This window comes from Brevundimonas sp., from assembly GCF_027484365.1.
Lineage (GTDB): Bacteria > Pseudomonadota > Alphaproteobacteria > Caulobacterales > Caulobacteraceae > Brevundimonas.
In genome coordinates, this window is sequence record NZ_JAIXTC010000030.1 from 1 (window position 1) to 22,603 (window position 22,603).

The 22,603-nt window shown below is 66.6% G+C and carries 27 protein-coding genes and 1 tRNA gene; 22 read left to right on the forward strand and 6 right to left on the reverse strand.

What is annotated here, in order from left to right; translation table 11 throughout:
* From Q0044_RS15280 to rplA, 10 genes are all read left to right on the forward strand, one after another.
* The coding region (locus Q0044_RS15280) for an EF-Tu C-terminal domain-related protein (protein WP_298158600.1) at positions 1-119 on the forward strand (119 nt) is incomplete at its 5' end.
* A gap of 77 nt (positions 120-196) precedes the next feature.
* On the forward strand, positions 197-328 hold the full coding sequence (locus Q0044_RS15285; protein ID WP_298163325.1) for a hypothetical protein: 132 nt from the start codon (positions 197-199) through the stop codon (positions 326-328).
* A gap of 26 nt (positions 329-354) precedes the next feature.
* On the forward strand, positions 355-1,980 hold the full coding sequence (locus tag Q0044_RS15290) for a carboxylesterase/lipase family protein (RefSeq protein WP_298163326.1): 1,626 nt from the start codon (positions 355-357) through the stop codon (positions 1,978-1,980).
* Between the two features lie 119 nt (positions 1,981-2,099).
* Positions 2,100-2,222 carry a hypothetical protein gene (locus Q0044_RS15295; RefSeq protein ID WP_298163327.1) on the forward strand — a complete coding sequence of 41 codons (123 nt, stop codon included), beginning with the start codon at positions 2,100-2,102 and terminating at the stop codon, positions 2,220-2,222.
* A gap of 99 nt (positions 2,223-2,321) precedes the next feature.
* The gene (locus Q0044_RS15300; RefSeq protein ID WP_298163328.1) at positions 2,322-3,656 is read left to right on the forward strand and encodes a hemolysin family protein; all 1,335 of its coding nucleotides are present in this window, start codon (positions 2,322-2,324) and stop codon (positions 3,654-3,656) included.
* Positions 3,657-3,777: 121 nt separating this feature from the next.
* Positions 3,778-3,853 (forward strand) — tRNA-Trp (locus Q0044_RS15305).
* A gap of 79 nt (positions 3,854-3,932) precedes the next feature.
* Positions 3,933-4,250, forward strand: coding sequence for a preprotein translocase subunit SecE (secE, locus tag Q0044_RS15310; protein ID WP_298163329.1), 318 nt, complete (start codon positions 3,933-3,935; stop codon positions 4,248-4,250).
* Positions 4,251-4,269: 19 nt separating this feature from the next.
* Complete coding sequence (nusG, locus tag Q0044_RS15315; protein WP_298163330.1) at positions 4,270-4,851, forward strand: transcription termination/antitermination protein NusG; 582 nt, start codon at positions 4,270-4,272, stop codon at positions 4,849-4,851.
* A gap of 327 nt (positions 4,852-5,178) precedes the next feature.
* Positions 5,179-5,610, forward strand: a complete 432-nt coding sequence (rplK, locus tag Q0044_RS15320) for a 50S ribosomal protein L11 (protein ID WP_298163331.1) — start codon at positions 5,179-5,181, stop codon at positions 5,608-5,610.
* A 2-nt stretch (positions 5,611-5,612) separates the two neighbouring features.
* Complete coding sequence (gene rplA / locus Q0044_RS15325) at positions 5,613-6,302, forward strand: 50S ribosomal protein L1 (RefSeq protein WP_298163332.1); 690 nt, start codon at positions 5,613-5,615, stop codon at positions 6,300-6,302.
* 177 nt (positions 6,303-6,479) lie between these two features.
* Here the strand turns inward: rplA and Q0044_RS15330 are convergent, their stop codons facing one another.
* The gene (locus tag Q0044_RS15330; protein ID WP_298163333.1) at positions 6,480-7,088 is read right to left on the reverse strand and encodes an NAD(P)-dependent oxidoreductase; all 609 of its coding nucleotides are present in this window, start codon (positions 7,086-7,088) and stop codon (positions 6,480-6,482) included.
* Positions 7,089-7,099: 11 nt separating this feature from the next.
* On the opposite strand from Q0044_RS15330, the gene Q0044_RS15335 reads away from it, so the two are divergent.
* The gene (locus Q0044_RS15335; RefSeq protein ID WP_298163334.1) at positions 7,100-7,570 is read left to right on the forward strand and encodes a winged helix-turn-helix transcriptional regulator; all 471 of its coding nucleotides are present in this window, start codon (positions 7,100-7,102) and stop codon (positions 7,568-7,570) included.
* Between the two features lie 144 nt (positions 7,571-7,714).
* On the opposite strand, the gene Q0044_RS15340 is transcribed toward Q0044_RS15335, so the two are convergent.
* A complete protein-coding gene (locus tag Q0044_RS15340; RefSeq protein WP_298163335.1) occupies positions 7,715-8,404 on the reverse strand; it encodes an IPTL-CTERM sorting domain-containing protein in 690 nt (229 codons plus the stop codon).
* 281 nt (positions 8,405-8,685) lie between these two features.
* On the opposite strand from Q0044_RS15340, the gene Q0044_RS15345 reads away from it, so the two are divergent.
* The 6 genes from Q0044_RS15345 to Q0044_RS15370 all read left to right on the forward strand — a co-directional run bounded on the left by Q0044_RS15345 (position 8,686) and on the right by Q0044_RS15370 (position 13,332).
* The gene (locus Q0044_RS15345; RefSeq protein ID WP_298163336.1) at positions 8,686-9,195 is read left to right on the forward strand and encodes a DUF2059 domain-containing protein; all 510 of its coding nucleotides are present in this window, start codon (positions 8,686-8,688) and stop codon (positions 9,193-9,195) included.
* Positions 9,196-9,230: 35 nt separating this feature from the next.
* A complete protein-coding gene (locus Q0044_RS15350) occupies positions 9,231-9,632 on the forward strand; it encodes a hypothetical protein (RefSeq protein WP_298163337.1) in 402 nt (133 codons plus the stop codon).
* A 336-nt stretch (positions 9,633-9,968) separates the two neighbouring features.
* Positions 9,969-10,484 carry a 50S ribosomal protein L10 gene (gene rplJ / locus Q0044_RS15355; RefSeq protein ID WP_298163338.1) on the forward strand — a complete coding sequence of 172 codons (516 nt, stop codon included), beginning with the start codon at positions 9,969-9,971 and terminating at the stop codon, positions 10,482-10,484.
* A 78-nt stretch (positions 10,485-10,562) separates the two neighbouring features.
* Complete coding sequence (gene rplL, locus Q0044_RS15360; protein WP_298163339.1) at positions 10,563-10,949, forward strand: 50S ribosomal protein L7/L12; 387 nt, start codon at positions 10,563-10,565, stop codon at positions 10,947-10,949.
* A gap of 240 nt (positions 10,950-11,189) precedes the next feature.
* The gene (locus Q0044_RS15365) at positions 11,190-12,194 is read left to right on the forward strand and encodes a hypothetical protein (RefSeq protein ID WP_298163340.1); all 1,005 of its coding nucleotides are present in this window, start codon (positions 11,190-11,192) and stop codon (positions 12,192-12,194) included.
* A 223-nt stretch (positions 12,195-12,417) separates the two neighbouring features.
* Positions 12,418-13,332, forward strand: coding sequence for an IPT/TIG domain-containing protein (locus Q0044_RS15370; RefSeq protein WP_298163341.1), 915 nt, complete (start codon positions 12,418-12,420; stop codon positions 13,330-13,332).
* 195 nt (positions 13,333-13,527) lie between these two features.
* On the opposite strand, the gene Q0044_RS15375 is transcribed toward Q0044_RS15370, so the two are convergent.
* Positions 13,528-15,498, reverse strand: coding sequence for a M61 family metallopeptidase (locus tag Q0044_RS15375; protein ID WP_298163342.1), 1,971 nt, complete (start codon positions 15,496-15,498; stop codon positions 13,528-13,530).
* A gap of 76 nt (positions 15,499-15,574) precedes the next feature.
* Complete coding sequence (gene queA / locus Q0044_RS15380) at positions 15,575-16,789, reverse strand: tRNA preQ1(34) S-adenosylmethionine ribosyltransferase-isomerase QueA (protein ID WP_298163343.1); 1,215 nt, start codon at positions 16,787-16,789, stop codon at positions 15,575-15,577.
* Between the two features lie 97 nt (positions 16,790-16,886).
* Here queA and Q0044_RS15385 point away from each other — a divergent pair, with 97 nt between their 5' ends.
* From Q0044_RS15385 to Q0044_RS15405, 5 genes are all read left to right on the forward strand, one after another.
* Positions 16,887-17,312: a phage tail sheath protein gene (locus Q0044_RS15385; RefSeq protein WP_298163344.1), complete on the forward strand. Its 426-nt coding sequence runs from the start codon at positions 16,887-16,889 to the stop codon at positions 17,310-17,312.
* A gap of 52 nt (positions 17,313-17,364) precedes the next feature.
* Positions 17,365-18,468 carry an amidoligase family protein gene (locus Q0044_RS15390; protein WP_298163532.1) on the forward strand — a complete coding sequence of 368 codons (1,104 nt, stop codon included), beginning with the start codon at positions 17,365-17,367 and terminating at the stop codon, positions 18,466-18,468.
* Between the two features lie 63 nt (positions 18,469-18,531).
* On the forward strand, positions 18,532-18,972 hold the full coding sequence (locus tag Q0044_RS15395; protein WP_298163345.1) for a hypothetical protein: 441 nt from the start codon (positions 18,532-18,534) through the stop codon (positions 18,970-18,972).
* 43 nt (positions 18,973-19,015) lie between these two features.
* Positions 19,016-20,686, forward strand: coding sequence for a lysine--tRNA ligase (locus Q0044_RS15400; RefSeq protein ID WP_298163346.1), 1,671 nt, complete (start codon positions 19,016-19,018; stop codon positions 20,684-20,686).
* Between the two features lie 199 nt (positions 20,687-20,885).
* Positions 20,886-21,365, forward strand: coding sequence for an SH3 domain-containing protein (locus Q0044_RS15405; RefSeq protein ID WP_298163347.1), 480 nt, complete (start codon positions 20,886-20,888; stop codon positions 21,363-21,365).
* 107 nt (positions 21,366-21,472) lie between these two features.
* Here the strand turns inward: Q0044_RS15405 and Q0044_RS15410 are convergent, their stop codons facing one another.
* A complete protein-coding gene (locus tag Q0044_RS15410) occupies positions 21,473-22,108 on the reverse strand; it encodes a S24 family peptidase (protein WP_298163348.1) in 636 nt (211 codons plus the stop codon).
* Between the two features lie 48 nt (positions 22,109-22,156).
* The gene (locus tag Q0044_RS15415; protein WP_298163349.1) at positions 22,157-22,588 is read right to left on the reverse strand and encodes a hypothetical protein; all 432 of its coding nucleotides are present in this window, start codon (positions 22,586-22,588) and stop codon (positions 22,157-22,159) included.
* Between the last annotated feature and the right edge of the window lie 15 nt (positions 22,589-22,603).

Consider the following 22,603-nt stretch of genomic DNA (forward strand, 5'->3'; position numbering starts at 1 on the left):
ACGCCGAGCTGAACGTCGAACTGATCACCCCGATCGCCATGGAAGAGAAGCTCCGCTTCGCCATCCGTGAAGGCGGCCGCACCGTCGGCGCCGGCGTCGTCGCCAAGATCGTCGAGTAAAGAAGACCGGTCTGCGGATCGATCTGAACAGGCCCCCCGGTGCGAACCGGGGGGCCTTTTCTTTATGGCGTCGTTCCGTGGGCAGCTGCGCCGCCACCGACGACGGCCCCCGCGACTTTGAGCGGGACGACCCCTTTGGCGAAGACTTCGGCGGCTATAATCGGGCCGCTCGCTACGTCTATGATCGCGAGCCGGAGCGCGGCAGCTAGGGCAACTTCTGAGGCCGACGGACGGAATGACTAGATCGGGATTCTGGTCTGCGGTGATCGCCGTGATGGCACTGGCGCTCGGCGGCTGCGTGCCGACCCACCCGGGAGGGGTCGATCGGGTGCGGTTCGCGTCGGATCGTGAGTTCGTGCAGGCGCGGACGGCGGCGGGCCTCGTGCGAGGGGTTCAGGGCGCGGGGGTCCGCGCCTTCCTCGGCGTGCCCTATGCAAAGCCGCCACTCGGCGATCTGCGCTGGCGCGGGCCGCGCCCCGTCCAGGCCTGGAACGGCGTCAGGGATGCGACCCGGCCGGGGTCGGATTGCACCCAGGCGCTGGGGCGCAAGGCCATCCTCGGCGGAGGCGGCGGGCTGGTGGTCGGCTCCGAGGACTGTCTGTTGGTCAATGTCTACGGCCCTGCCGGCGAGCCCGGACGGCTGCGGCCGGTGATGGTCTGGCTGCACGGCGGCGCCTTCACGATCGGGTCGGGGGCCAACTACGATCCGTCGCGGCTGGCGGCTGAACAGGACCGGGTCGTGGTGACGGTGAACTTCCGGTTGGGCGCGCTCGGCTGGCTGGCGCATCCGGGGTTCGATGCCGAAGGGGAGGGCGTCGGCGGCAACTGGGGGCTGATGGACCAGCAGGCGGCGCTGCGCTGGGTGCAGGGGAATATCGAGGCGTTCGGAGGTGATCCGGGGGACGTCACCCTGTTCGCCGAGAGTTCGGGGGCGTGGAGCGCCTGTTATCTGATGGCGTCGCCGGGATCGGAGGGGCTGTTCCACCGCGTCATCCTGCAGAGCGGACCCTGCCTTGAGCCGCAATCCCTGAACGCGGCCAAGGACCAGGTCCCGGCTGGGCCGCCGTTTGCCGACGATCTGGGGTGTACCCGGCAGGGGCAGGTCGCCTGTTTGCGGGGGCTGCCGGCGTGGCGGATCGCGCGGGCGCCGTCGCTGCGCTCCGGGATCAACGGGCCGGGGTCGTGGGGGCCGGTGCATACGGACGCAACCGTGCCGCTCAGCCCGCCCGAGGCCTTCGCCAGCGGTCGCTTCACCCGGGTCCCCGTGATCGTGGGAACCAACACCGACGAGGGCCGGCTGTTCGCCGTCCAGGTCAGGGACACGGATCGCTACCAGCGACAGACTGTCTGGCTCTACGGCGCAGACGGTGAGCGGGCGCTCGAGCGCTATCCGGTCGGGGCAGAGGGGCCCGCGGTCGCGATCGCCCGCAGTTTCACAGACAGCCGGTTCTCATGTCCCGCCGACGCCCTGAGGCGGCTGCTGGCGAGGACCGTGCCGGTCTACGGCTACGAGTTCGCTGACGAAGAGGCGCCGTTCATCCTGCCGGACTGGATCACCGGGCTGGACATGGGGGCCTATCACGCCAGCGAGCTGGCCTATGTGTTCGGCACGACCTGGCTGTTCGCAGACACCGGCCGGTGGACGGACAGCCAGCGGGCGCTGTCGGAGCGGATGATGCGGCTCTGGGCCGGGTTCGGGCATGATCCGGGCTTCGAAGCCGACTGGCCCCGTGTGAGCGAGGGCGGGGGACCGGTCGTCGTGTTCGATCCATCGGGGGATCGGGTCGATGCGACCTTCCACGACCGGCACCAGTGCGGCTTCTGGGGCGGGACCGCCCTGGGCGCCGTGGAGCCCGGCTGAAGGTCGCCTGCCGACCCACACCTTCACCATTCCGCACAACCGGTTGGGGCGGAGGCTTGCGCGGAACCCCGAAGCGGGGCCTAGGTTCGGTTCAGGACGTTAGGACTTTGGTAACCATTATGCGGCGCGCGCTTCGGATCGGTCTGTTCATCGGCACCCTGATCGGGGTCTCCGCCTGCGCGTCGATGGATAATGGCCAGAGCGGTGCCTACGGTTCGATCGAGGCCGGCCGGACACACTGACCGGCAGACTCAAGGAAATCGTGGCGAAATCCGACGCGTTCGGCTAGGACGGAACAGCGGACGCCGACTGTTGCGCCGCGCTGGTCTACTCCCCCCTAGATGTTACTCATCGCCATTGTCGTCGTTCTGCTCCTTGTGGTGCTCAACGGCCTGTTCGCCATGACCGAGATGGCGGTCGTTTCGTCACGCAAATCCAAGCTGCAGAGCCGGGCCGAGCGGGGAGATCGCGGCGCCCGGGTGGCGCTGAAGCTGTCCGAAGACCCGACTCATTTCCTGTCCGCGGTCCAGGTCGGCATCACCCTGATCGGCATTCTGGCGGGTGCCTACGGCCAGGCGACGATCGCGGGCGAACTGGACAGGATCCTGACCGCCGCCTTCCCGGCTCTGGACGCCTATACCGAGATCTTCTCGACGGCTCTGGTCGTCATCTGCATCACCTATGTTTCGCTGATCGTGGGCGAGCTGGTGCCCAAGCGGCTGGCCTTGATCTTCCCCGAGGCGATCGCGTCGAAGACGGCGGGGCCGATCTCGACCGTCGCGATCGTGCTGCATCCGTTCGTCTCGCTGCTGACGGCCTCCACCTCCGGCATCCTGAAGATCATGGGGGTCAAGGATCGCGACGGGTCCGACGTCACCCAGGAAGAGGTCGAGACCATGATCGCCGAGGGCACCTCGGCCGGTCTGATCGAGCCCGAAGAACAGACGATGATCGAGGAGATCCTGACGCTCGGGGACCGTCCGATCCGGGTGGCGATGACGCCGCGGCACGACGTGTTCTGGATCGCCCTGGACGACACCGAGACCGAGTTGCGCGAGGAGATCCGCAACTGCCCCTATTCGCGGATTGTGGTGGCGCGCGAGAACGACGTCGATAATCCGCTGGGCGTCGTTCACAAGAAGGACCTGCTCGACAGCCTGCTGACCAACGGCACGTTCGACATCGAGGCCCTGGTCCAGACCCCGGCCTTCATCCCGCAGTCGACCTCGGTGCTGAAGGCGCTGGAAATCCTGAAGTCGTCCAAGGTCCACATGGCCTTCCTGGTCGACGAGTACGGCGCCTTCGAAGGCGTGGTGACGGCGACCGACCTGCTGGAAATGATCGCCGGCGATTTCGACGAGGGTCACGACGACCAGGAGGCCTGGATTCGCCAGCGCGAGGACGGATCCTGGCTGGTGGACGGCCAGACCGATCTCGAGGAACTGGCGGACGTGCTGGGCGAGGACTTCGGCGACCAGGACGGTTTCCACACCGTGGCCGGACTGGTGCTGCACCAGCTGTCGCGCGTGCCGGACGAGGGCGAGATCCTGCAGCTGGGCCGGTTCGAGGTCGAGGTCATCGACATGGACGACCGCCGCATCGACAAGCTGCTGTTCAAACAGGTCATCAACAAGGAAGACGAGGCCGAAGCGGTCGCGGCCCATCTGGATCACTGAACCGATCCTCCCCCGATGGGGGAGGAATAGCCTTGAAATAGGCCGCCGTGTGAGGCATAGCCCCCGGTCTGGCGAGCAGACGCGCCGTTGGGTTCTCCCACGGCGCGCTTCTGTATTGTCTAGGAGCTTAGCTCAGCTGGTAGAGCACCGGTCTCCAAAACCGGGGGTCGTGGGTTCGAATCCCCCAGCTCCTGCCACTTCCCCCTGTTCCCGCAGACTGGGCATCCCCATCTGCGGGGACAGGATCAAGCGTTTACGAAGAGACCCCTAGAGCCCATGGCCAAGTCCAAGTTCCCCGGCGGACGCCGCACCGGCAATCCTGCCGCCGGCGCCAAGCCGCAGATGGCCGGCTCCTCGGCATCGGCCTCCACGGTCACCGTCGACGCGCCTGTGGCCAAGCCGCGCACCTCGCCGGCCCAGTTCTTCAGCCAGGTGCGCGCGGAGGGTCGCAAGATCATCTGGCCGAGCCGCAAGGAGACCTGGATCACCTCGGTGATGGTCTTCATCATGGTGTTCATCGCCGCGCTGTTCTTCTGGGTCGTGGATACGGGCCTGGGCTTCGCCTCGCGCTACATCCTCGCCCTCGGCCAATAAGAAAGAAGGAGACGCGCCCATGACGGATGCAGCGCCCGAAACCAAAGTGGCCTCCAACCCGCGCCACAAGTGGTACATCGTCCACGCCTATTCGAACTTCGAGAAGAAGGTCGCCCAGCATATCCGCGACCAGGCCAAGCAGCGCGATCTGGAGGACTGCTTCTCCGAGATCCTGGTGCCGACCGAGGACGTCGTCGAGATCCGCCGGGGCCGCAAGGTCAACTCGGAACGCAAATTCTTCCCGGGCTATGTCCTGGTGAAGATGGAGCTGACCGACGACGCCTATCACCTGGTCAAGGACACGCCCAAGGTCACGGGCTTCCTTGGCGCCGCGGGCGGCACCAAGCCCCTGCCGGTCTCGGAACGTGAAGTCCAGGCCATCATCGGTCAGGTGGAAGAGGGCGTCGAACGTCCGAAGCCCACGATCCGTTTCGACATCGGCGAGACCGTCAAGGTCATCGACGGTCCGTTCGCCAGCTTCGACGGCCAGGTGGAGAGCGTCGACGAGGACGCCGCCCGTCTGCGCGTCGCCGTGTCGATCTTCGGCCGCCCGACGCCGGTGGATCTGGAATACAGCCAGGTCGAGAAGAGCGCAGCGTAAGTCATCACCTCCCTATCCGCGAAGGCGGATGGGGAGGACCGATCGCGAAGCGATCAGGAGGGGGGCGACTCGGTGATGCCGAGTGGCCCCTTTTTCAATTCTCTGCTTCGAGACCCGGTCGCCCCCTCCTGGTCGACGAAGACGTCGACCTGTCCTCCCCATCGCCCTTCGGCGATAGGGAGGTGACTCGAGCCACCGCCTCCGCTATACGCGCGCCTTCGCTTCGCCCGGCCCGCCGGACGATGCGGTAAATCCGTGGGAGGCAGCCATGCCCGACCACGGCTCACCGGCCCCGACCACCGTCGGGGTCATTCACAGGAGAGACCAATGGCCAAGAAGATTCTGGGCTATATCAAGCTGCAGGTGCCGGCCGGTTCGGCCACGCCTTCGCCGCCGATCGGGCCCGCACTGGGTCAACGCGGCGTGAACATCATGGGCTTCGTCAAGGAGTTCAACGCGCGCACCGAGAAGGAAGTCAAAGGCACGCCCCTGCCGACCGTGATCACGGTCTATCAGGACAAGAGCTTCACCTTCGTCACCAAGACCCCGCCGGCCACCCACTACATCAAGCAGGCCGTGGGCATCACCTCGGGCTCCAAGCTGACGGGCCGCGAGACGGTCGGTTCGATCACCCGCACCCAGCTGCGTGAGATCGCCGAGAAGAAGATGAAGGACCTGAACGCCAACGATCTGGATGCCGCCGCGCGCATCATCGAAGGTTCCGCCAAGGCCATCGGCCTCAACATCGTGGAGCGCTGAACATGAGCAAGCCATCCAAGCGCATCCAGGCGCGCACCGTCGACCGCGAAACCCTGGTGTCGTTCGCCGACGCCATCAAGACGGTCAAGGAACACGCCACCGCCAAGTTCGACGAGTCGATCGAGATCGCCGTCAACCTGGGCGTCGACCCCCGTCACGCCGACCAGCAGGTCCGTGGCGTCGTCAACCTGCCGTCGGGCACGGGCCGGGACGTTCGCGTCGCCGTGTTCGCCAAGGACGCCAAGGCTGATGAAGCCCGTGCGGCCGGCGCCGAACACGTCGGTGCCGAGGATCTGTACGAGAAGATCAACGGCGGCTTCATGGACTTCGACCGCGTCATCGCGTCGCCGGACATGATGGCCCTGGTCGGTCGTCTGGGTAAGGTCCTGGGCCCGCGCGGCATGATGCCGAACCCCAAGGTCGGCACCGTGACCCCGAACATCGGACAGGCCGTCAAGGACGCCAAGGGCGGCGCCGTCGAGTTCCGCGTCGAGAAGGCCGGTATCGCCCACGGCGGCATCGGCAAGGCCTCCTTCACCCAGGAAGCCCTCGAAGCCAACGTGAAGGCCTATGTGGACGCGCTGCAACGCGCCAAGCCGGCCGGCGCCAAGGGCACCTACGTCAAGCGCATCACCCTGTCCTCGACGATGGGACCGGGCGTGAAGGTCGATCCGGCCTCGCTGACGGCCTGATCGCCAGACTACGATTGAACGATTGAACGCAAGGCGGCCCCGGAGAGCGATCTCCGGGGCCGTTTTCGTTGCGGACTGCGGTCTTTGCGGTGCGCGGGGCGTAACCGTGAACGGCAATCTTCGGCCGACCTGAACCGCCGACACCGCAATCACGAGCGCCGTGACCGCAAACCCGGCCTAGTAGGCGGCGGTGAACCGGGCGCGGCTGTGTTTCGGCTGTTCGAGTTCATCGACCATGGCGATGGCGTAGTCGGAGAAGCCGATGTGGCTTTCGCCCTTGTCGTCGACGATCAGCTGATCCGTCCCGGTCCGGAACGTGCCGAGGCGCGGCGTCTCCTCGATGACGGCGGCGGGAGAGAAGAAGGTCCAGTCGATGTCGGTCTCGGCACGCAGGGCGTCGAGGAAGGCGATGCCGCCCATGGCGAAGACCTTCCATTCCTCGGGGAACTCCGGCGTGTCGATCAGGCGGACGCCCGGCGCGACCTCGAGGCTGGCGGCACCCCCGGTGACCAGCAGGCGCGGCACGCCCGCGGACTTCAGCGCGGACAGCAGGGTCGCGGCCGGCACGTCGAAGTGCAGGGCGCTGATGACCGCGTCCGAACCCCTGATCAGGTCGGCGAGGGCGGACGCGTCCGAGGCGTCGCCCTTGACCGCAGTGATGCCGGCGCCGGTCGGGATGGCTTCGGGTTTGCGGGCCACGGCGGTGACCGTGTGGCCGCGCGTGGCGAGTTCACGGGTGATCTCTGATCCGGCGCGGCCGCTGGCGCCGAGGACGGTGACTTTCATGGAAGGCTCCTATGGTATCCAATGGATACCAGGTGTGCTATTCATACCGGATGCACAAGAACGCACTTTCCGGTCAGCAGGTCACCGCAGAGATACCGCCGCCCGACCTGCGCCTGCCCGACGTCTTCGCCCCCGACTGTCCGACCCGCCAGATGCTGGACCGGATCGGGGACAAGTGGACGGTGCTGGTGGTGCAGGTGCTGGCCCAGGCGCCGATGCGGTTCAACGGCCTGAAGCGGCGGATCGGCGGGGTGTCGCAGAAGATGCTGGCCCAGACCCTGAGGCATCTGGAGCGCGACGGCCTTGTGTCGCGCCATGTGTTCGCGACGACGCCGGTGACGGTGGAGTATGCCCTGACGCCGCTGGGCCTGACCCTGGTCGGGGCGCTGACGCCGCTGATCGCCTGGTCCGAGGGGCGGATCGGAGAGGTGACGGCGGCGCGGGCGGCGTTCGATGCGCGGGAGCCGGCCGGCTGGGCGTGAGCGGGTCCAGGAGCCCGGGTGCCGTTCCTCGAAACGGACACTGACAGGGTCCTCTGGTTGGGGGAGCGGACAGTCGGGTCAGACATGAAAAGGGCTCCAACCGTTACCGGTCGGAGCCCTTCTGTCTTGCCGGCCGGCCTGTCTTCAGGCGGCGAGACGGCGACGTTGAATGTACAGAGCCGCACCCCCGGCAAGCATCAATCCGAACAGGATCATCGCCCACTCCGACATCGTCGGCACAGCCACCGGCGCCGGCGGCGGCGCCAGACCGGTCACATAGGTAATGCTGCCGGTGAAGATCCGGGGAGAGCCAATGAGATTGCCGAAGGCCGCACCCACGCCTCGCCCTTGCCTGATTTGCAGATTGGCGTCCGAAGCGTCGACGGCGCCCACGCTGGTTCCGTTCCGGTACCCGACAGTCCCAGCGGTATGGATATAGAATGCATAGGTCTGGCCGGCGGGAACTGCGACGTTCAGGGTGACGGGAATGGTCTGGTTAGCCCCGACCGCAAGAGCTCCCGCGGTGCCCAGGAGTGTCCAGCCGACGTTGCTGTTTTCGAATCCGACATGTGTGCCGCTTCGGCCGTAGATTTCTATGGTCGAGGCACCCGACGAAATGTTCGTTGCAAGAGAGGTGACAGTCACGTCGTTCACGGCTGTCACGTCGAACATGACGCCAGTGTTACCGTTGTTTCCCGGCTGCGGCGTGGCCAGGGTAATCGACTGGGCCGACGCCAATGCGGGTGCGCAAAGCAGCAATCCAAGCGCCATCAAAACGGCGATGCTTCTCGCAGCCCACTCTCGAACCGTGGGCATCCTCAAGCGAACTGTCATGATCTTGTCCAAATACAAACGATTGCCGGCTAATCGATCAGAACTCCGCGTTCAGTCAAGCCCCTTCAGGAGTCGTTAACCGGCGACCCGGGCTGACGACGCACAGAGGCGTCCGGCCGGAGACCCACTCAGGCGGGGCGCGTTCGATGCGCGCGAGCCGGCTGGCCCACCGGTCGTGAGCGGCGAGTCATTCTTCCTGAGTGTGGCCACAACCCACTGTTGCACCGCCGGGCAGGGTGGCATTGTGTCGGCCGTCATTGTCGCGTTGCTGGAGTAGCCCCGTGCGCACCATCCTGATCGCCCTTATGGCCGCCGGCTTGTGCGCCCTCGCTCCGGGCGCCCTTGCCCAGGATGCCGACATCGAGGTCCGCGCGGCGCTCGCCGAACGGCTGATCGATGCGACGGCGCGCGACGGTCTGGACAAGATGATGGATGAGGTGGTTGCCCGTCAGCTGGAAGCGATGCCCAACCTGACGGAGGAGCAGCGGGCCTGGAACGTCGCGAACGTGCCCACGATTATGGAGCGACACATCACCGTCATGATCGACGATATGGAGCGACAGTATGCGGAGACGTTCACGACCGCCGAATTGCGGGCGCTCGTAGAATTCTATGAGACGCCCGAGGGCCGTGTCATCGCCGCCAAGCAGACCGATGTCGGCGCGCGCCAAGGCGAGGGGTTGATTGCATTCATGCAGGCCTATGTCGCGGACTACCTCGCCAAATACTGCGCCGCGTTCGACTGTCCCGGGCCGACATCGGCGGCCGAGATGGGCAAGGGCGCCCACTGAGGTTGCTTTCCGCAAAGAGAGGCGGGAGTTTTGTCATGCTTTACATGATTGCGAGCGTCGTCTCGGTCCTGCTGTGGGAGCCTCTTGTGTTGGCTGGCCTGGGGCCAGGCGTTGATGCGCGCTGCACCCCTGTGCCTGCCGGCCTCGCCCAGGACGGTCTTCTGGCGTCCCTGACGCCGGAGGCTCCGCCCGAAGGGGAGTTTGCGGAGGATCACGCAGGAAAGCCTCTGCGCGTCCGGAAATTCACCGTCGAGGACAGGACGGTATTGCTTCTGTCCGTTTCTGGAGACGTGACCCCCTACCTTCGTCATGTTTGCGTCGTGACGACCACGGACATGGACTCCGCCGACACGCGCCGTGCGCTGGCGTGGTCCACGCGGAACGTTCTGGACATCATCTTCTTTCAAATGCCCGCCGTACCCGGAGCCCGCGAATAGCAGGGGCCTTCGTCGCATGAACCGGCCCCGGTTGCTTTCCGCGCCCCGTCCTGTATAGAGCGCGCCTTCCCGTCGGAGCTTCGGCCCTGACGGTCCTGTCCGAGAACTTCGGGGTCTGGGGGTCACCCGGGCCATAAATGTCAGAGAGCCCTCTGACGCCGTGGGGAGATAGCGACGCAGACGACGAACGGTCGGCCCGGTTTCCGGGACGGACCCCCGTCAGAGCATCCTTTCGGACATCGCTACCGGCCTGAACGCAATGCGGCGACGCATTGGGCTTTGGCCACTCGCCGTCGGGAATAAGCCCGACGTCGAACCTCAAGACTGGAGACCGCAATGGACCGCGCACAAAAGGCCGAGTCGATCGAAACGCTGAAGGGCGTTTTCACCGACGCCGGCGCCGTGGTCGTGACCCACAACCTGGGTCTGACCGTTGCGGAAATGGAAGACCTGCGGGGCCGTCTGCGCACCGCCGGCGGAGCGTTCAAGGTGGTCAAGAACCGCCTGGCGCTGAAGGCTCTCGACGCCGCTGAAGGTTCCGAACACCACGCCCTGTTCAAGGGTCCGGTGGGCATCGCCTTCGCACCCGACGCCGTGACCGCCGCCAAGGTCACCGCCGAATACGCCAAGGGCAACGACAAGTTCGTCGTTCTGGGCGGCTTCATGGGTGACAAGGTTCTGGACGCGAAGGGCGTGGAGACTCTCTCCAAGCTGCCGTCGCTGGATCAGATCCGCGCTTCGTTCCTGGGCCTGCTCAATACGCCTGCGACCCGTATCGCCGGCATCACGCAAGCCCCGGCCGCCCAACTGGCCCGCGTGTTCAACGCGTACGCCACGAAGGACGCCGCGTAAGCCCCGCGCTTACGAGCCAAGCCTCTTCCATCTCTGCAAACATCCAAACCAACCCCATCCTCCGAAGGAACTACTGATATGGCCGACCTGTCCAAGATCGTCGAAGACCTGTCCTCGCTGACCGTCCTCGAAGCCGCCGAACTGTCCAAGCTGCTGGAAGAAAAGTGGGGCGTCAGCGCCGCCGCTCCGGTCGCCATGGCCGTCGCCGCCGGTGGCGGCGCCGCCGCTCCGGCTGAAGCCGCCGAAGAGCAAACCGAGTTCACCGTCGTCCTGCTGGACGGTGGCGACAAGAAGATCAACGTCATCAAGGAAGTCCGTGGCGTGCGTTCGGACCTGGGTCTGAAGGAAGCCAAGGACCTGGTCGAAGGCGCTCCGCAGAACGTCGTCGAGAACGTCTCCAAGCAGAACGCCGACGAAGTCGCCAAGAAGCTGACGGAAGCCGGCGCCAAGGTGCAGATCAAGTAAGAAGACCCCTCACGGGTTATTCTGGGAAGGGCCGGGGGAAACCTCGGCCCTTTTTGTTTTGGTGGTCCGGGCTGTCTGAACCGGGCCCTGAAGGAAGGTGGGGATCGGCCCGGTAGCCGAGGACAGGCGTCCTCCCGGACATTGGCCGGCAAGGCCCGTTCGCCGGTGTCGTCCAGAACCAGACCCGGCGTTTCCAGATGGAAAATTTACTGTCAAGCTTGTCGCCCGGAGGGCAGGCGCATGATCGACCGAGGGGTAGAGAGGTCCTGGCCGGCCGGCCGGATCGATCCGGACTCTCCCGAGGCGCCGTCCCGCGTGATCTCCCGGGCCGGGTGCGAATTTCTGCTGGCGATTTCGGCGGAAGGCATCCGGACGTTCGGCAGCCTCCCGCGTGCGATCTTCTTCAAGGCCATCGTTACGGCCAATGTCCAGCACATCACCCGGTCGGCCGTTCGGACCTGGCGCTACGCACGGCTGGACCAGATTGCGCCGGAGAGCGAGCGGCGTCCGGTCAGCATTCTCGGCCTCGCCCAGTCCTTGCACAGGCCGTTCGAGACCACCCGGGAGAATGTCAACGCGCTGATAGGCGAAGGCCTTGTGGTGAAAAAAGAAGGCGGCGTGATCGTGCCGACGGAGGTGCTCCTGTCCGACTTAGTGGTGGCCATGGACGACAGGCTCTGGCGCAGTTTTTGCGAGATGATCGCCAGCCTCAAATCACTGAATTTCGATTTCAGCGTAGTCCTTGGTGAGGCCGTTGAATCCAGCGCGGTCGTGATCCAGGACCATTTCATGCCCTCGCTTTCGACCCGGTCACCGCGGCGGCTGGTCTCGCGCGTTATATCCGAGTTTTACCTGGGCAGTGCGGTCGAGGCGAATGCGCAGCATGGCGACGACTGGGTGATGGGCCAGGTCTCTACCGGATTCATCATGGCCAACAGCGCGGCCTGGAGGCTCGATCCGGAGCAGGCCTGGCTTTTCTCGAAAGCGAAAAGCCCGATGCCTGATTCCCTTCAGGCACCGGCCTCCATCGCTCAGGTCGCCCGACTGACCGGCTTGGGCGAAAAGCTGGTGCGCCGTAAAGCCCATGATCTGGTGGATGCGGGCCGCCTCACGCGTCTGCGAGGCGGCTTCCTTGTCAGTATCGACTACATGAATGGACCTGAAATCCGGGCCGGAGCGGCGGCGATCGTCTCGGCCTTCTATCGCATGATCCGTGACCTGAAGGCCCTCGGGGTGCGATTGTAGCCCGGGCCGTGGCGGTCGCTCGGGCTCGGCCTTGTTTCAGGTCATTCGAACCCACAGCCCCGAAGTCGGTCGTCCAAGGTCCGGTGAACAGCGTGCCGGCGCATTAAGGTCAAGCTACCGGATTTGTCCCTTTGCCGGAAGCCGAGGATTGCGCTCGACGGCCCGCAATGTATGGCTGACCAATGATTAATGGCCGCGCTATGGGCCTCAGGGGGATGGTTTCATGTTCAAGACGAGTTTCGGGCGGCGACTCCGTCACGCCATTGCCATGTGTTTCGGCATGGCGATCTCGCTGTATGCGACGGCGGGTGTTGCCCAGGTCACGGGCGGTCTGATCACCGGCAAATACGGCCAAGATCAAGTCTATGACGTCCAGCGCAGCCCCGCCAATCCGGTCACGGGCAACACCTTCACGGTGTCCAGCTTCGCCCGTCCGTTGCCGGACACGGGTTTCACCCGCTACACGCTCGGCACCGACTATATCCAGTTCTTCGACAACGGCGGCCCAGCCGAAGGCTCGGTCGGCATTCGGCGATACACTTCGGGTGATGTTCTGGTCGAAACGATTTCGGCGGGCGGGTGCATCAGCGGCATCAGCACCCAAGGCTTCCTCTATGTGTCCACGGTGGGAAACCGTGGCACATGGATCTCGAACGGGGCGGCCTATCCGCTGGGCGGCAGCCTGACCTATACCCCGACCGGCCCGGCCGGGGCCTGTGCCACGGACGCCGAGCTGAACGCCTTCGTCGCAAGCACGGTGGTGGTTTCGAGCACTCCCACGCCGACCGTGACCAGCCTGGCACCGGCCTCCGGCGAGGGCTCGGGCGGCCAGACGGTCGTGATCACCGGTACCAACCTGACGGGCGCCACCGCCGTCGTCTTCGGCGGAAGAGCTGCCAGCAGCTTCACTGTCAATAGCGCCACCCAGATCACGGCCACGACTCCGATCAGCAGTTTCGCGGGTGTGGTTGATGTGCGGGTCACCACGCCGGACGGGACGTCGGCCAATACGGCGGCCGACAACTATACCTACCTGTCGGCCATCCCCACCCTGTCGGAATGGGCAATGATCCTGTTCGGCCTTCTTCTCGCGGGCGGTGCGGCCCTCTATATCCAGCGTCGTCAGCTCACGGCCTGATCGGCATACCGGTAGTCTGAGGAACGGCTCCGTCTGGCGACAGACGGGGCCGTTTTCGTGTCTGGTAGCCAGCCCTGACGGACGTTGGCTACGTCCGCCCGCCAGCCTTGCGCCGACCGCAATACCGAGGCGGCGAACTTCCTTGTCCCCCGGTCTCCGCTTCGCTCGGCCGGAGGATGACGAAAGGGAGAGGCCCTACCGCCCCCGCGCCGTCATGATGTCGCCGATCCGGTCGCGCGTGCCCTCGATCCGCTCGAGGCGCGGGTAGCGCAGGCCGCCGGTGTAGCTGAGCTCGAGGGTGCGGATGCGCTGGCCGTTCTTCAGGATCAGGCGGATGGGGGCCTCGCCGGATTTGGCGGCGGTGACGGCCTCGCGCAGGACCTCAGGCGTGGCGACGCGGTCGCCGACGGCGATCAGGTCCCAGCCGACGCCGATGCCGGCTTCGAAGGCCGGACCGCCCCACTGGATGGCGCTGATGCGCTGGGTCGGGCCGGTCAGGCTGAAGCCCAGGGAATAGCGGAAGTCCGAGCCCCAATTGCCGTTCATCGCCTTCTCGTCGGCGTTCGGCTCCTCGACATAGATCAGGCGATAGCCGCCCCGCTCCAGCCCGTCGAGCGGCGCGCGGGCGTCCGGGCCGGCGGCGTCGAGGCGGGTGCGCAGGAAGGTGGCCCAGTCGTAGGGCTGGACCGCGTTCAGGGCCGCGACGACGTCGGCGAAGGTATAGCCCTGCGGCGTCCACGATCCGTCCGTGCCTTCGGGAGAGAAGAAGGTACGGGCGAAGTCGTCGAGCGACTTCCGGTCGCGGCTGAGCTCGCGGATCAATGTGTCGGCGTCCAGCCAGATCAGGGCGGCTTCGTCATAGTAGTCGACGGTTCCGCGCATCCACGAGGCCCACTGGCCGGGGACGCGATAGCCGAGCAGATTGTGGTTGTTGGTGTCCTGCAGGTTCCGCCATTCGCGGCCCGGCTGGTTCTGGTAGAAGGCGGCGCGGTCGGCGAGACCGATCAGGGCCTGTTCCTTCGTGTGCAGGCCCGAGCGGGCCGACAGGACATCGCCCCAGTATTCCGTCTGGCCCTCATAGACCCACAGCAGGCTGTTCTCGGTCGGGACGTTGTAGTTGGCGGTCAGCTCGTCGGCAGGCCGCATGAACTTGCCGTTCCAGGAGTGGGTGTATTCGTGCGGCAGCAGGGCGCGGTTGCCCGCCGAGGCGCCCCAGCTGGTGAAGAAGTTGGGACCGGCGGTGTTCTCCGAGCTGCGATGGTGCTCCAGGCCGATGCCGCCGAGCTGGTCGGTCAGGGCCAGCAGGAACTCGTATTTGTCGAAGTGGCGCGACCCGAACAGGCGGTCGGCCTGGGTCACCATGTCGGTGTAGAAGCCGATCTGCTCGTCGGTGGGGGCCAGGTTGGCGGCCGTGTCGGCGACGATGTTCAGGTGGACGTCCTCGCCGTCGGCGTCGATGTCGATGCGGCGATAGTGCTCGCCCGCGAACATCGGACTGTCGACGAGGGTGTAGAGATCGACGGGGGCGAAGGTGGCGACGCCGTTCTCGAACGAGGTCGTCTCCAGGGCCACGCCGTACTGCCAGCCCTCGGGCAGTTTGATGCTGGGGGCGAAGGTGATGCCGGTCGAGCGGTAGCCGGCCGGATAGAGCAGGGCCTTCTCCCACTCCATGTTGACGATCGACGGGGTCATGACCACGCGCCAGACGGCGTTGTCGGGCTGGGTCAGCCACTGGAACTCGGCGACGATCTCGGTCGCGCCTTCGGGCACGTCGATGTGGAAGGCGTAGGGGTCGACGGCATCGCGGCGCCATTCGACGCGCTGGCCGTTCGCGGTCAGGGTCAGGCCGGCGAACAGCTGGATCGGCCCGGAGTCGGCGTGGTTGCCCGGCAGGTACTTCGGATAGAGGAGCGTCAGGCTGCGGCTGGCGACCGGGATGGTCTGGCGCACCGAGATGACGCGGTGGTCGAGGTCTGTGGCGTCGACCTCGTATTTGATGACGCCGGGATAGGTCTCCTGGGTCGGGGCCGGGATCAGGGGGCTGTCGGGGAAGCCGCCGATGTCGGGGGTGGTCGGGCCACGCGGGCTGACGGTCTGGGCCGCTCCGGGCGAGGCGCTCGCGATCAGAAGGGCGGCGAGGCAGGCGGAGGCGGCGAGACGCGACATGAAGACGATCCGGGACTGACGGCGGGGGAGCCGCAGATCACGACGCGGGCGCCGTCAGGTCAAGGGTCGCCCCTCCTTATGCTTCCCTGTGAAGCAGGGAGCCGTCGCCGTAGGAATAGAACCGGTAGCCGTCGGCCACGGCGTGGGCGTAGGCGGCCTTCATCGTCTCGAGGCCCGCGAAGGCCGAGACCAACATGAACAGGGTCGACTTCGGCAGGTGGAAGTTGGTCATCAGGACGTCGACGGCGCGGAAACGATAGCCGGGGGTGATGAAGATGGCCGTGTCGCCGTGGAAGGGCCGGATCTCGCCTTCCGGCGTCGTGGCGGATTCGAGCAGGCGCAGCGAGGTGGTGCCAACGCAGACGATGCGGCCGCCGGCGGCGTGGACGGCGTTGAGGGCGGCGGCGGTCTCCGCCGGGACCGTGCCCCATTCAGAGTGCATTTTGTGATCGGCGGTGTCGTCGGCCTTGACCGGCAGGAAGGTGCCGGCCCCGACGTGCAGGGTCACGGCGTGGGTCGTGACGCCCTTCGCCCGGATGGCGTCGAGCAGGGATGGAGTGAAGTGCAGGCCCGCCGTGGGCGCGGCGACGGAGCCGTCGTGTTCGGCGAAGACGGTCTGGTAGTCCGAACGGTCGCGGTCGTCCTCGGGGCGCTTTGCCGCAATGTACGGCGGCAGGGGCATGACCCCGACGTCGCGGATGGCGTCGTCCAGAGCGGGCCCGGACAGGTCGAACCTTAGGACGATCAGGCCGTCGTCGTGCTTTCCCGTGATGGTCGCCTCAAGCGCCCTTCTCCCCTCGGGGGAGAAGGTGGCAGCCGCAGGCTGACGGATGAGGGGGCTGGCGGAGTCCGAACCGGCATCCACCGGGCGGGCGGAAAGAGCCCCCTCATCCGAGCCCTTCGGGCCCACCTTCTCCCCCGAGTGGAGAAGGAAGATCACGCGGTCTCCGACCTTCAACCGCTTGCCCGGCTTCATGAAGGCGGACCAGGTGTCAGGGGCGTCACGGTGATGCAGGGTGGCCTCGACCTCGACGGTCAGGGTCTCGCCCTCGGGACCTCCGATCACAGGGTTGGGGCGCTGACGCACGCCGGACAGCCGGGCGGGGATGACGCGGGTGTCGTTGAAGACAAGGGCGTCGCCGGGGCGCAGCAAGCCCGGCAGGTCGGAGATGATGTGATCGGCGAGATCGCCGTCCCGGACTACAAGCAGACGGGCGGAATCGCGCGGTTCGGCGGGCCGCAGGGCGATGCGGTCTTCGGGCAGGTCGAAATCGAAATCGGCGGTCTTCATGGTCGGCGCGAATGGCCACGCAGAGAAGGCCGGGTCAAGGCCAAGGGCGACCATGTGTCCGGGCGACGCGGCGTGGCCCTCACGTCATAGTGGGCGAATGAAACTCCTGACCCTGATCGCCGCCTCCGCCCTCGCCATGTCCGTCGCCGCCTGCGAGGACGGCGCCTCCGCCCTGCAGGACATCCAGGACACCGCCGCCCAGGCCGAGGCGACGCTGGAAACCGTCAACACGCGCACGGCGCAGGTACAGCAGGCGATCGACAATCCGGGCGGGGCCCTGCTGGCGGCCGTCGGGGCGACCTTCACGAAGACGGCGACGGACCAGCCGGGCGTCTATGTGCTGACGGACCTGCAGACCGGGTGTCAGTTCCTGGGCACCTATGGACCTGACGGGACCACCGTCACCTCGATCGCGCCGCGTGTGGAAGCCGCCCCGGGCGGCGGTACGCAACAACGCTGCGTCGCAATTCCGGGCGTAGCGCGACCGGTCGCCGCGGAGGCCGAGGCCGAAGCCGAGGGCTGACAGGCGGGCGCTTGCTGCTAGGCTGGACCCGATTGGGGACCTCGCCTTGGCCGTGACTCTGGACTGGAAGACCGGCTTCGAGATCGAGCTGATGGCGCCGCCGGGCCTGTCGCGGCGCGATCTGGCGCAGGCCGTGGCCACACGCGTCGGCGGGACGGTCGAACGCTTCTTCCATCCGCAGTCGGAGCCCAGCGCCGTCGAGGGACGTCCGGTGTTCGAGAATCTGACGCCCGGATTTCGCGTGCGGGACGGGGAGGGCGCCTGGATCGCCTCCTTCGTCGACGACCTGACCCTGCAACGCGACCTGGATCGGGAGCGGGTGCCGCTGGCGGGCTGGCGGCGGATCGTGGCGGACGACGGGAGGCTGCTGCGGCTGGTCGAACGGCACTGCGATCCGGATGCAGAGAGTGACCGGACGCTGGAGCCGCTGGCGACCCTGTTCGGGACGGAGGCGCAGCGCCATGAGGCCGGGATGGTGCGGGTGGTGGATGCGAACGGGCGTTCGGTGGCCATCGATGCGCCCCTGCCCGGAGAGCGGGAACGGCCCTGCGAGATCGTGACGGCACCGATCGAGACGGATCATGCGGCCGTGCTGGAACGGTTGTTGGGCGAGGCGCGGGCGCTCGGCTTCACCGTCCCGATCGAGGGTGCGACCCATGTGCATTTCGACGGGGAGGCCCTGTGTTCGGCGCGGGCGATCACCGGTCTGGTCGAGGTGTGGACACAGCATGGGGCGGCGCTGAAGCGGCTGGTCGGGGTCAATCCGCGCTGCGTGCGGCTCGGCGACTGGCCGGCGGGTCTGGCCGAACTGACCGGGAGCGAGGCGTTTCAGGCGATGGCCTGGGCCGAGGCGAAGGCGGCGCTGGGTGCTGTGGGCCTGTCCAAATACTGCGACCTGAATCTGGCCAACCTGCTGACCGGACGGCCGGAGAAACACACGATCGAGTTGCGGGTGCTGCCGGCCCTGCAGGAGGTCGAGCCGTTGATGGCCGCCGCAGCCCTGTTCGAAGGCGTGCTGGGCTGGTGCCGGGATCGGGAACCGGGCGAGGCGGCGCCGCACAGTCTCGTCGATCTGCTGATCCAGTCGCCGATGGACGAAACGGCGCGGACCCACTGGCTGCAAGTCGTGCGGCGAGAGAACGCAGCTATCGCCTGAGCGCCAACCGGCTATAGTCCGCTTCGGCCGGGGGGCGGCCGTGATCCCTGTCGGAGACCCATCATGACCAGCACTTTCAAGGCGCGCGTGCGTCGTCTGTCGGCCGGACTGCTGATGTCCAGCGCCGTCGCCCTGGTCCTGTTCGGCCAGCCGGCCCAGGCCATGCCACAGCAGCGCGAGTACGACGCCTTCTTCTCGTCACGCTACAACTACTGCGACGCCAAGCTGGTGGGCGCCCTCTATGGCCAGGACCCCGACGGCGGCAAGGTCATCATCGGCCAGAAGATCCTCAACGGCATCGGCACCAATGTGCCGGTCGTGATTCGGGAGAGCCGGGGCTACGGCAACGCCTGCGACTGGGAAGACACCGGCCTGTCCTATTCGGACGCCCAGATCCTGGCCGAGACCTGGGGCTTTTCGGACCCCTACGATGCCAAGCTGAAGGCCGCTGACCTGTTCACCAACGGTCGCGAACAGCAGGTCCGGAACGGCCTGGGGTACTGAGCCGACGTTGACGATGGGGGCGCGAGCGGCCAAACCCGCGCCCATGTTGCAGAACCTCGAAACCCTCGCCCGCGACGCCAGGTCCTGGCCCTTTGAACAGGCCCGCGCCTTGCTGGACCACGTCCTGAAGAAGCGTCTGTCGGACGCGGAGCGGGACTCGGCGAAACTGCTGATCGACGCCGGCAAGGCGGACGAGGCGGTGGCGACATTCGAGGCCCTGGTGAAGCCGGTGGTGCTGGAGACCGGCTATGGCCCGTCCGGCCTGCCGCACATGGGGACCTTCGGCGAGGTGGCGCGCACGACGATGGTGCGCAACGCCTTCCGGGCCCTGACCGGCGACCACTGGCAGACGCGACTGATTGCGTTTTCGGACGACATGGACGGGCTGCGGAAGGTGCCGGAGGGGGTGCCCAATCCGGAGATGCTGCGCGAGGACCTGCACCTGTCGCTGACGCGGGTGCGTGATCCGTTCGGGACGCACGACAGCTTCGGCGCGCACAACAATGCGCGGCTGAGGGCCTTCCTCGACGGGTTCGGCTTCGACTACGAGTTCATGTCCTCGACCGAGACCTACAGGAGCGGTCGGTTCGACGAGACGCTGCTGCGGCTGCTGGAGCGGTTCGACGCGGTTCAGGCAATCATGCTGCCGACCCTGGGGCCGGAGCGGCGCGAGACCTATTCGCCCTTCCTGCCGGTCAGCCCGATCACCGGTCACGTGCTGCAGGTGCCGACCCTGGAGCGGAACATCGAGAAGGGGACGATCGTCTTCGACGACCCGGCCGGCGGGCGCACCGAGCTGCCGGTCACCGGCGGCCATGTGAAGCTGCAGTGGAAGCCCGACTGGGCCATGCGCTGGACCGCGCTGGATGTCGATTACGAGATGTCGGGCAAGGACCTGATCGAGAGCGTGCGCGAGTCGTCCAAGGTCTGTCGGGCTCTGGGAGGGGTGCCGCCGGAGGGGTTCAACTACGAGCTCTTCCTGGACGTCGAGGGCAAGAAGATCTCCAAGTCGAAAGGCAATGGCCTGACCATGGAGCAGTGGCTGCGCTACGGGACGCCCGAAAGCCTCAGCTGGTACATGTTCCAGTCGCCGAAGTCGGCCAAGAGCCTGCACTTCAACGTCATTCCGCGCGCCATCGACGACTATCTGGGGGCGATCGACGCCTACGGGACGCAGGAACCGGCCAAACAGATCGACAACGCCGTCTGGTCGATCCACGCAGGCGCGCCGCCCAAGGTCGCCTCGCCGGTGTCGTTTGCCTTGCTGCTGAACCTGGTCGGCGTGGCCAATGCCTCGTCCAAGGCGCAGCTGTGGGCCTATTTCGCCAAGTACCTGCCGGAGGCGACGCCGGAGAACGAGCCCGTGCTGGACGGGCTGATGGACCGGGCGCTGAACTACTACGAGGACTTCGTGAAGCCGACGAAGTCCTATCGCCTGCCTGATGAGAGAGAGAAGGCCGCGCTGCTGGATCTGGCGGGGCGGTTGAAGGCCTTGCCGGCGGACACGACCGACGGCGAGCTGATCCAGGGCGAGGTCTATGCCGTGGGCAAGGAACACGCGTTCGAGCCCCTGCGCGGGTGGTTCGGGGCCTTGTACGAGGTGCTGCTGGGCGCGTCCCAGGGGCCGCGGTTCGGCTCGTTCGCGGCGATCTACGGCCTGGCCCACACGATCCAGCTTATCGAGGCCGGGGCGAATGGGGATCTGGCGGGGTAAAGGCCTACACACCAAGCGCGGCGCTCAGGCAGCGAGCCAGAGCCTGTCCTCCGGCCGATCGAAGATCGGACCGGGGGGCGCCGCAAGCGGTAGCGCCCAGCAAAGATGAACCGAAAATAACGGTGAAGCTCCGGGAGCCTTCATACGGCATCGCGCATTATCCGTGACATCGACCAACCTCGATGAAACGGAGAGAGCCATGTCGAAGACATTGAACACCACCCTGGCCACGGCGGCCGCCCTGGCCGCCCTGATCACCGCCGCGCCCATGGCCGCCCAGGCCCAGCAGTCCAATGGCATCACCAGCTGTGACGCCCCCGGCGGCCGTCAGACGACCGGCGCCGTGATCGGCGGCGTGCTCGGGGCCTTGGCCGGCAGCCGGATTTCCAGCAACGAACGCGCCCTCGGCGCGGTAGCCGGCGGCGCCGCCGGCGCTGCAGCCGGTTCCTACATCGGCTGCAACCAGCAACGCGCCCGCGCCAACTCGCAAGCCAATTCGTCGGGAGCCCAGTATCGCGCCTCGTCGAACCTGCGCATCCGCTCGGGCCCGGGCACCAGCTATCGCCAGGCCGGCAGCCTGTCGGCCGGCCAGCCCTTCACGGCCATCGGCTCGCAGGGCGAATGGGTCCAGATCGCCGGCGGCGGCTGGGTCAATGCGAACTACGTCCAGCCCTATTGAGGGCTGAAGGGGCGGTGTCGCCCGCTCGGGTAGTCTCGCTGCCTGAACGCCGCCATCACCTGAACGGATGAGAGGGCCGCCCTTGGGGGCGGCCCTTTTCGCGTGCCCTACTGACTGACCCAGAGGATGCGCGCGATCCAGTCGACGTCCTTGCGCGCGATGACACGCGGTTCGTAGGCCGGATTGACCGAGACCAGGGTCACCGATCTGGCGGTGAGGGAGGCGACTTCCTTGGCCATGGTCTCGCCGGTCGTGGTGCGAACGACGACGCGATCGCCCTTGCGGACGTCGGTGCGGTCCCGATCGACCAGGACGCGGTCGCCCTGACGGTAGAGGGGGGCCATGGAATCGCCGGAGATCTCCAGGCTGAACAGGCCCGGGTGGGGCAGGGGCAGGTCCGTCTGATCCCAGCCTTCGCCGGTCGGCAGCCCCGAATCGTCGAAGAAGCCGTCGGCTCCCGCCTGGGCCAAGCCGATGAGGGGAATGGTCGGGGCGCGACGGTCGCCGTCCTCGGCCAGGGCCGCGAAGTCTGCCAGAGACAGGCCTGCGATTTCCAGCACGCGGGTCAGGCTCTCGGTCGAGGGCCAGCGGGGACGACGGGCCTCGCCCGGACCGAACCGTTTGGACACATTGAAGGAGGTGGCGTCGAGACCGGCGCGCCGGGCCAGGCCCGATACGGAAAGACCCTCGCGCCCCGCGATGGCGTCGAGCGCGGCCCAGACATTGGCATGGGTGAGGGACATGGGATCCGCCGAAAGAGTTGAGCGGCGACCTTATCTAGGAATAATGGCCTATTCCAGCCCTGCGGCTCGTCGCTCCTGCCAGGCCCAGAATGTGCCCAGGCCGATGGCGGCCAGAATACCGTAACCCGCGAGATTCACGATTGTGTAGAAAGCGGTCATCCCGGGCCGCAGGTCAAACAGGGTGACCATGTGGCTCATCACGATGATGAGTTGCAACGATGCCGCCCAGATCGGCCAACTGCGATGGAATTTCCATGCGAGCCCTCCCAGAACGAGCAGCATGACGACGTCCAGGGCGAACATTCCAGGCTGCCAGCTTGACCGCAGGCCCTGGTCGTCCTGCAGCAGCAGGGCGGCCATCCAGCCCAGCAGATAGGCGCCCATGGCCAGGCGCTCGGGCTCGTCGCCCTTGGTGAAGGCGAAGATCCCGACCAGCACCATCGGCAGGAGGCCGATCTGCGAATACAGGGTGTCCAGCATGAAATCGCCCCCGCG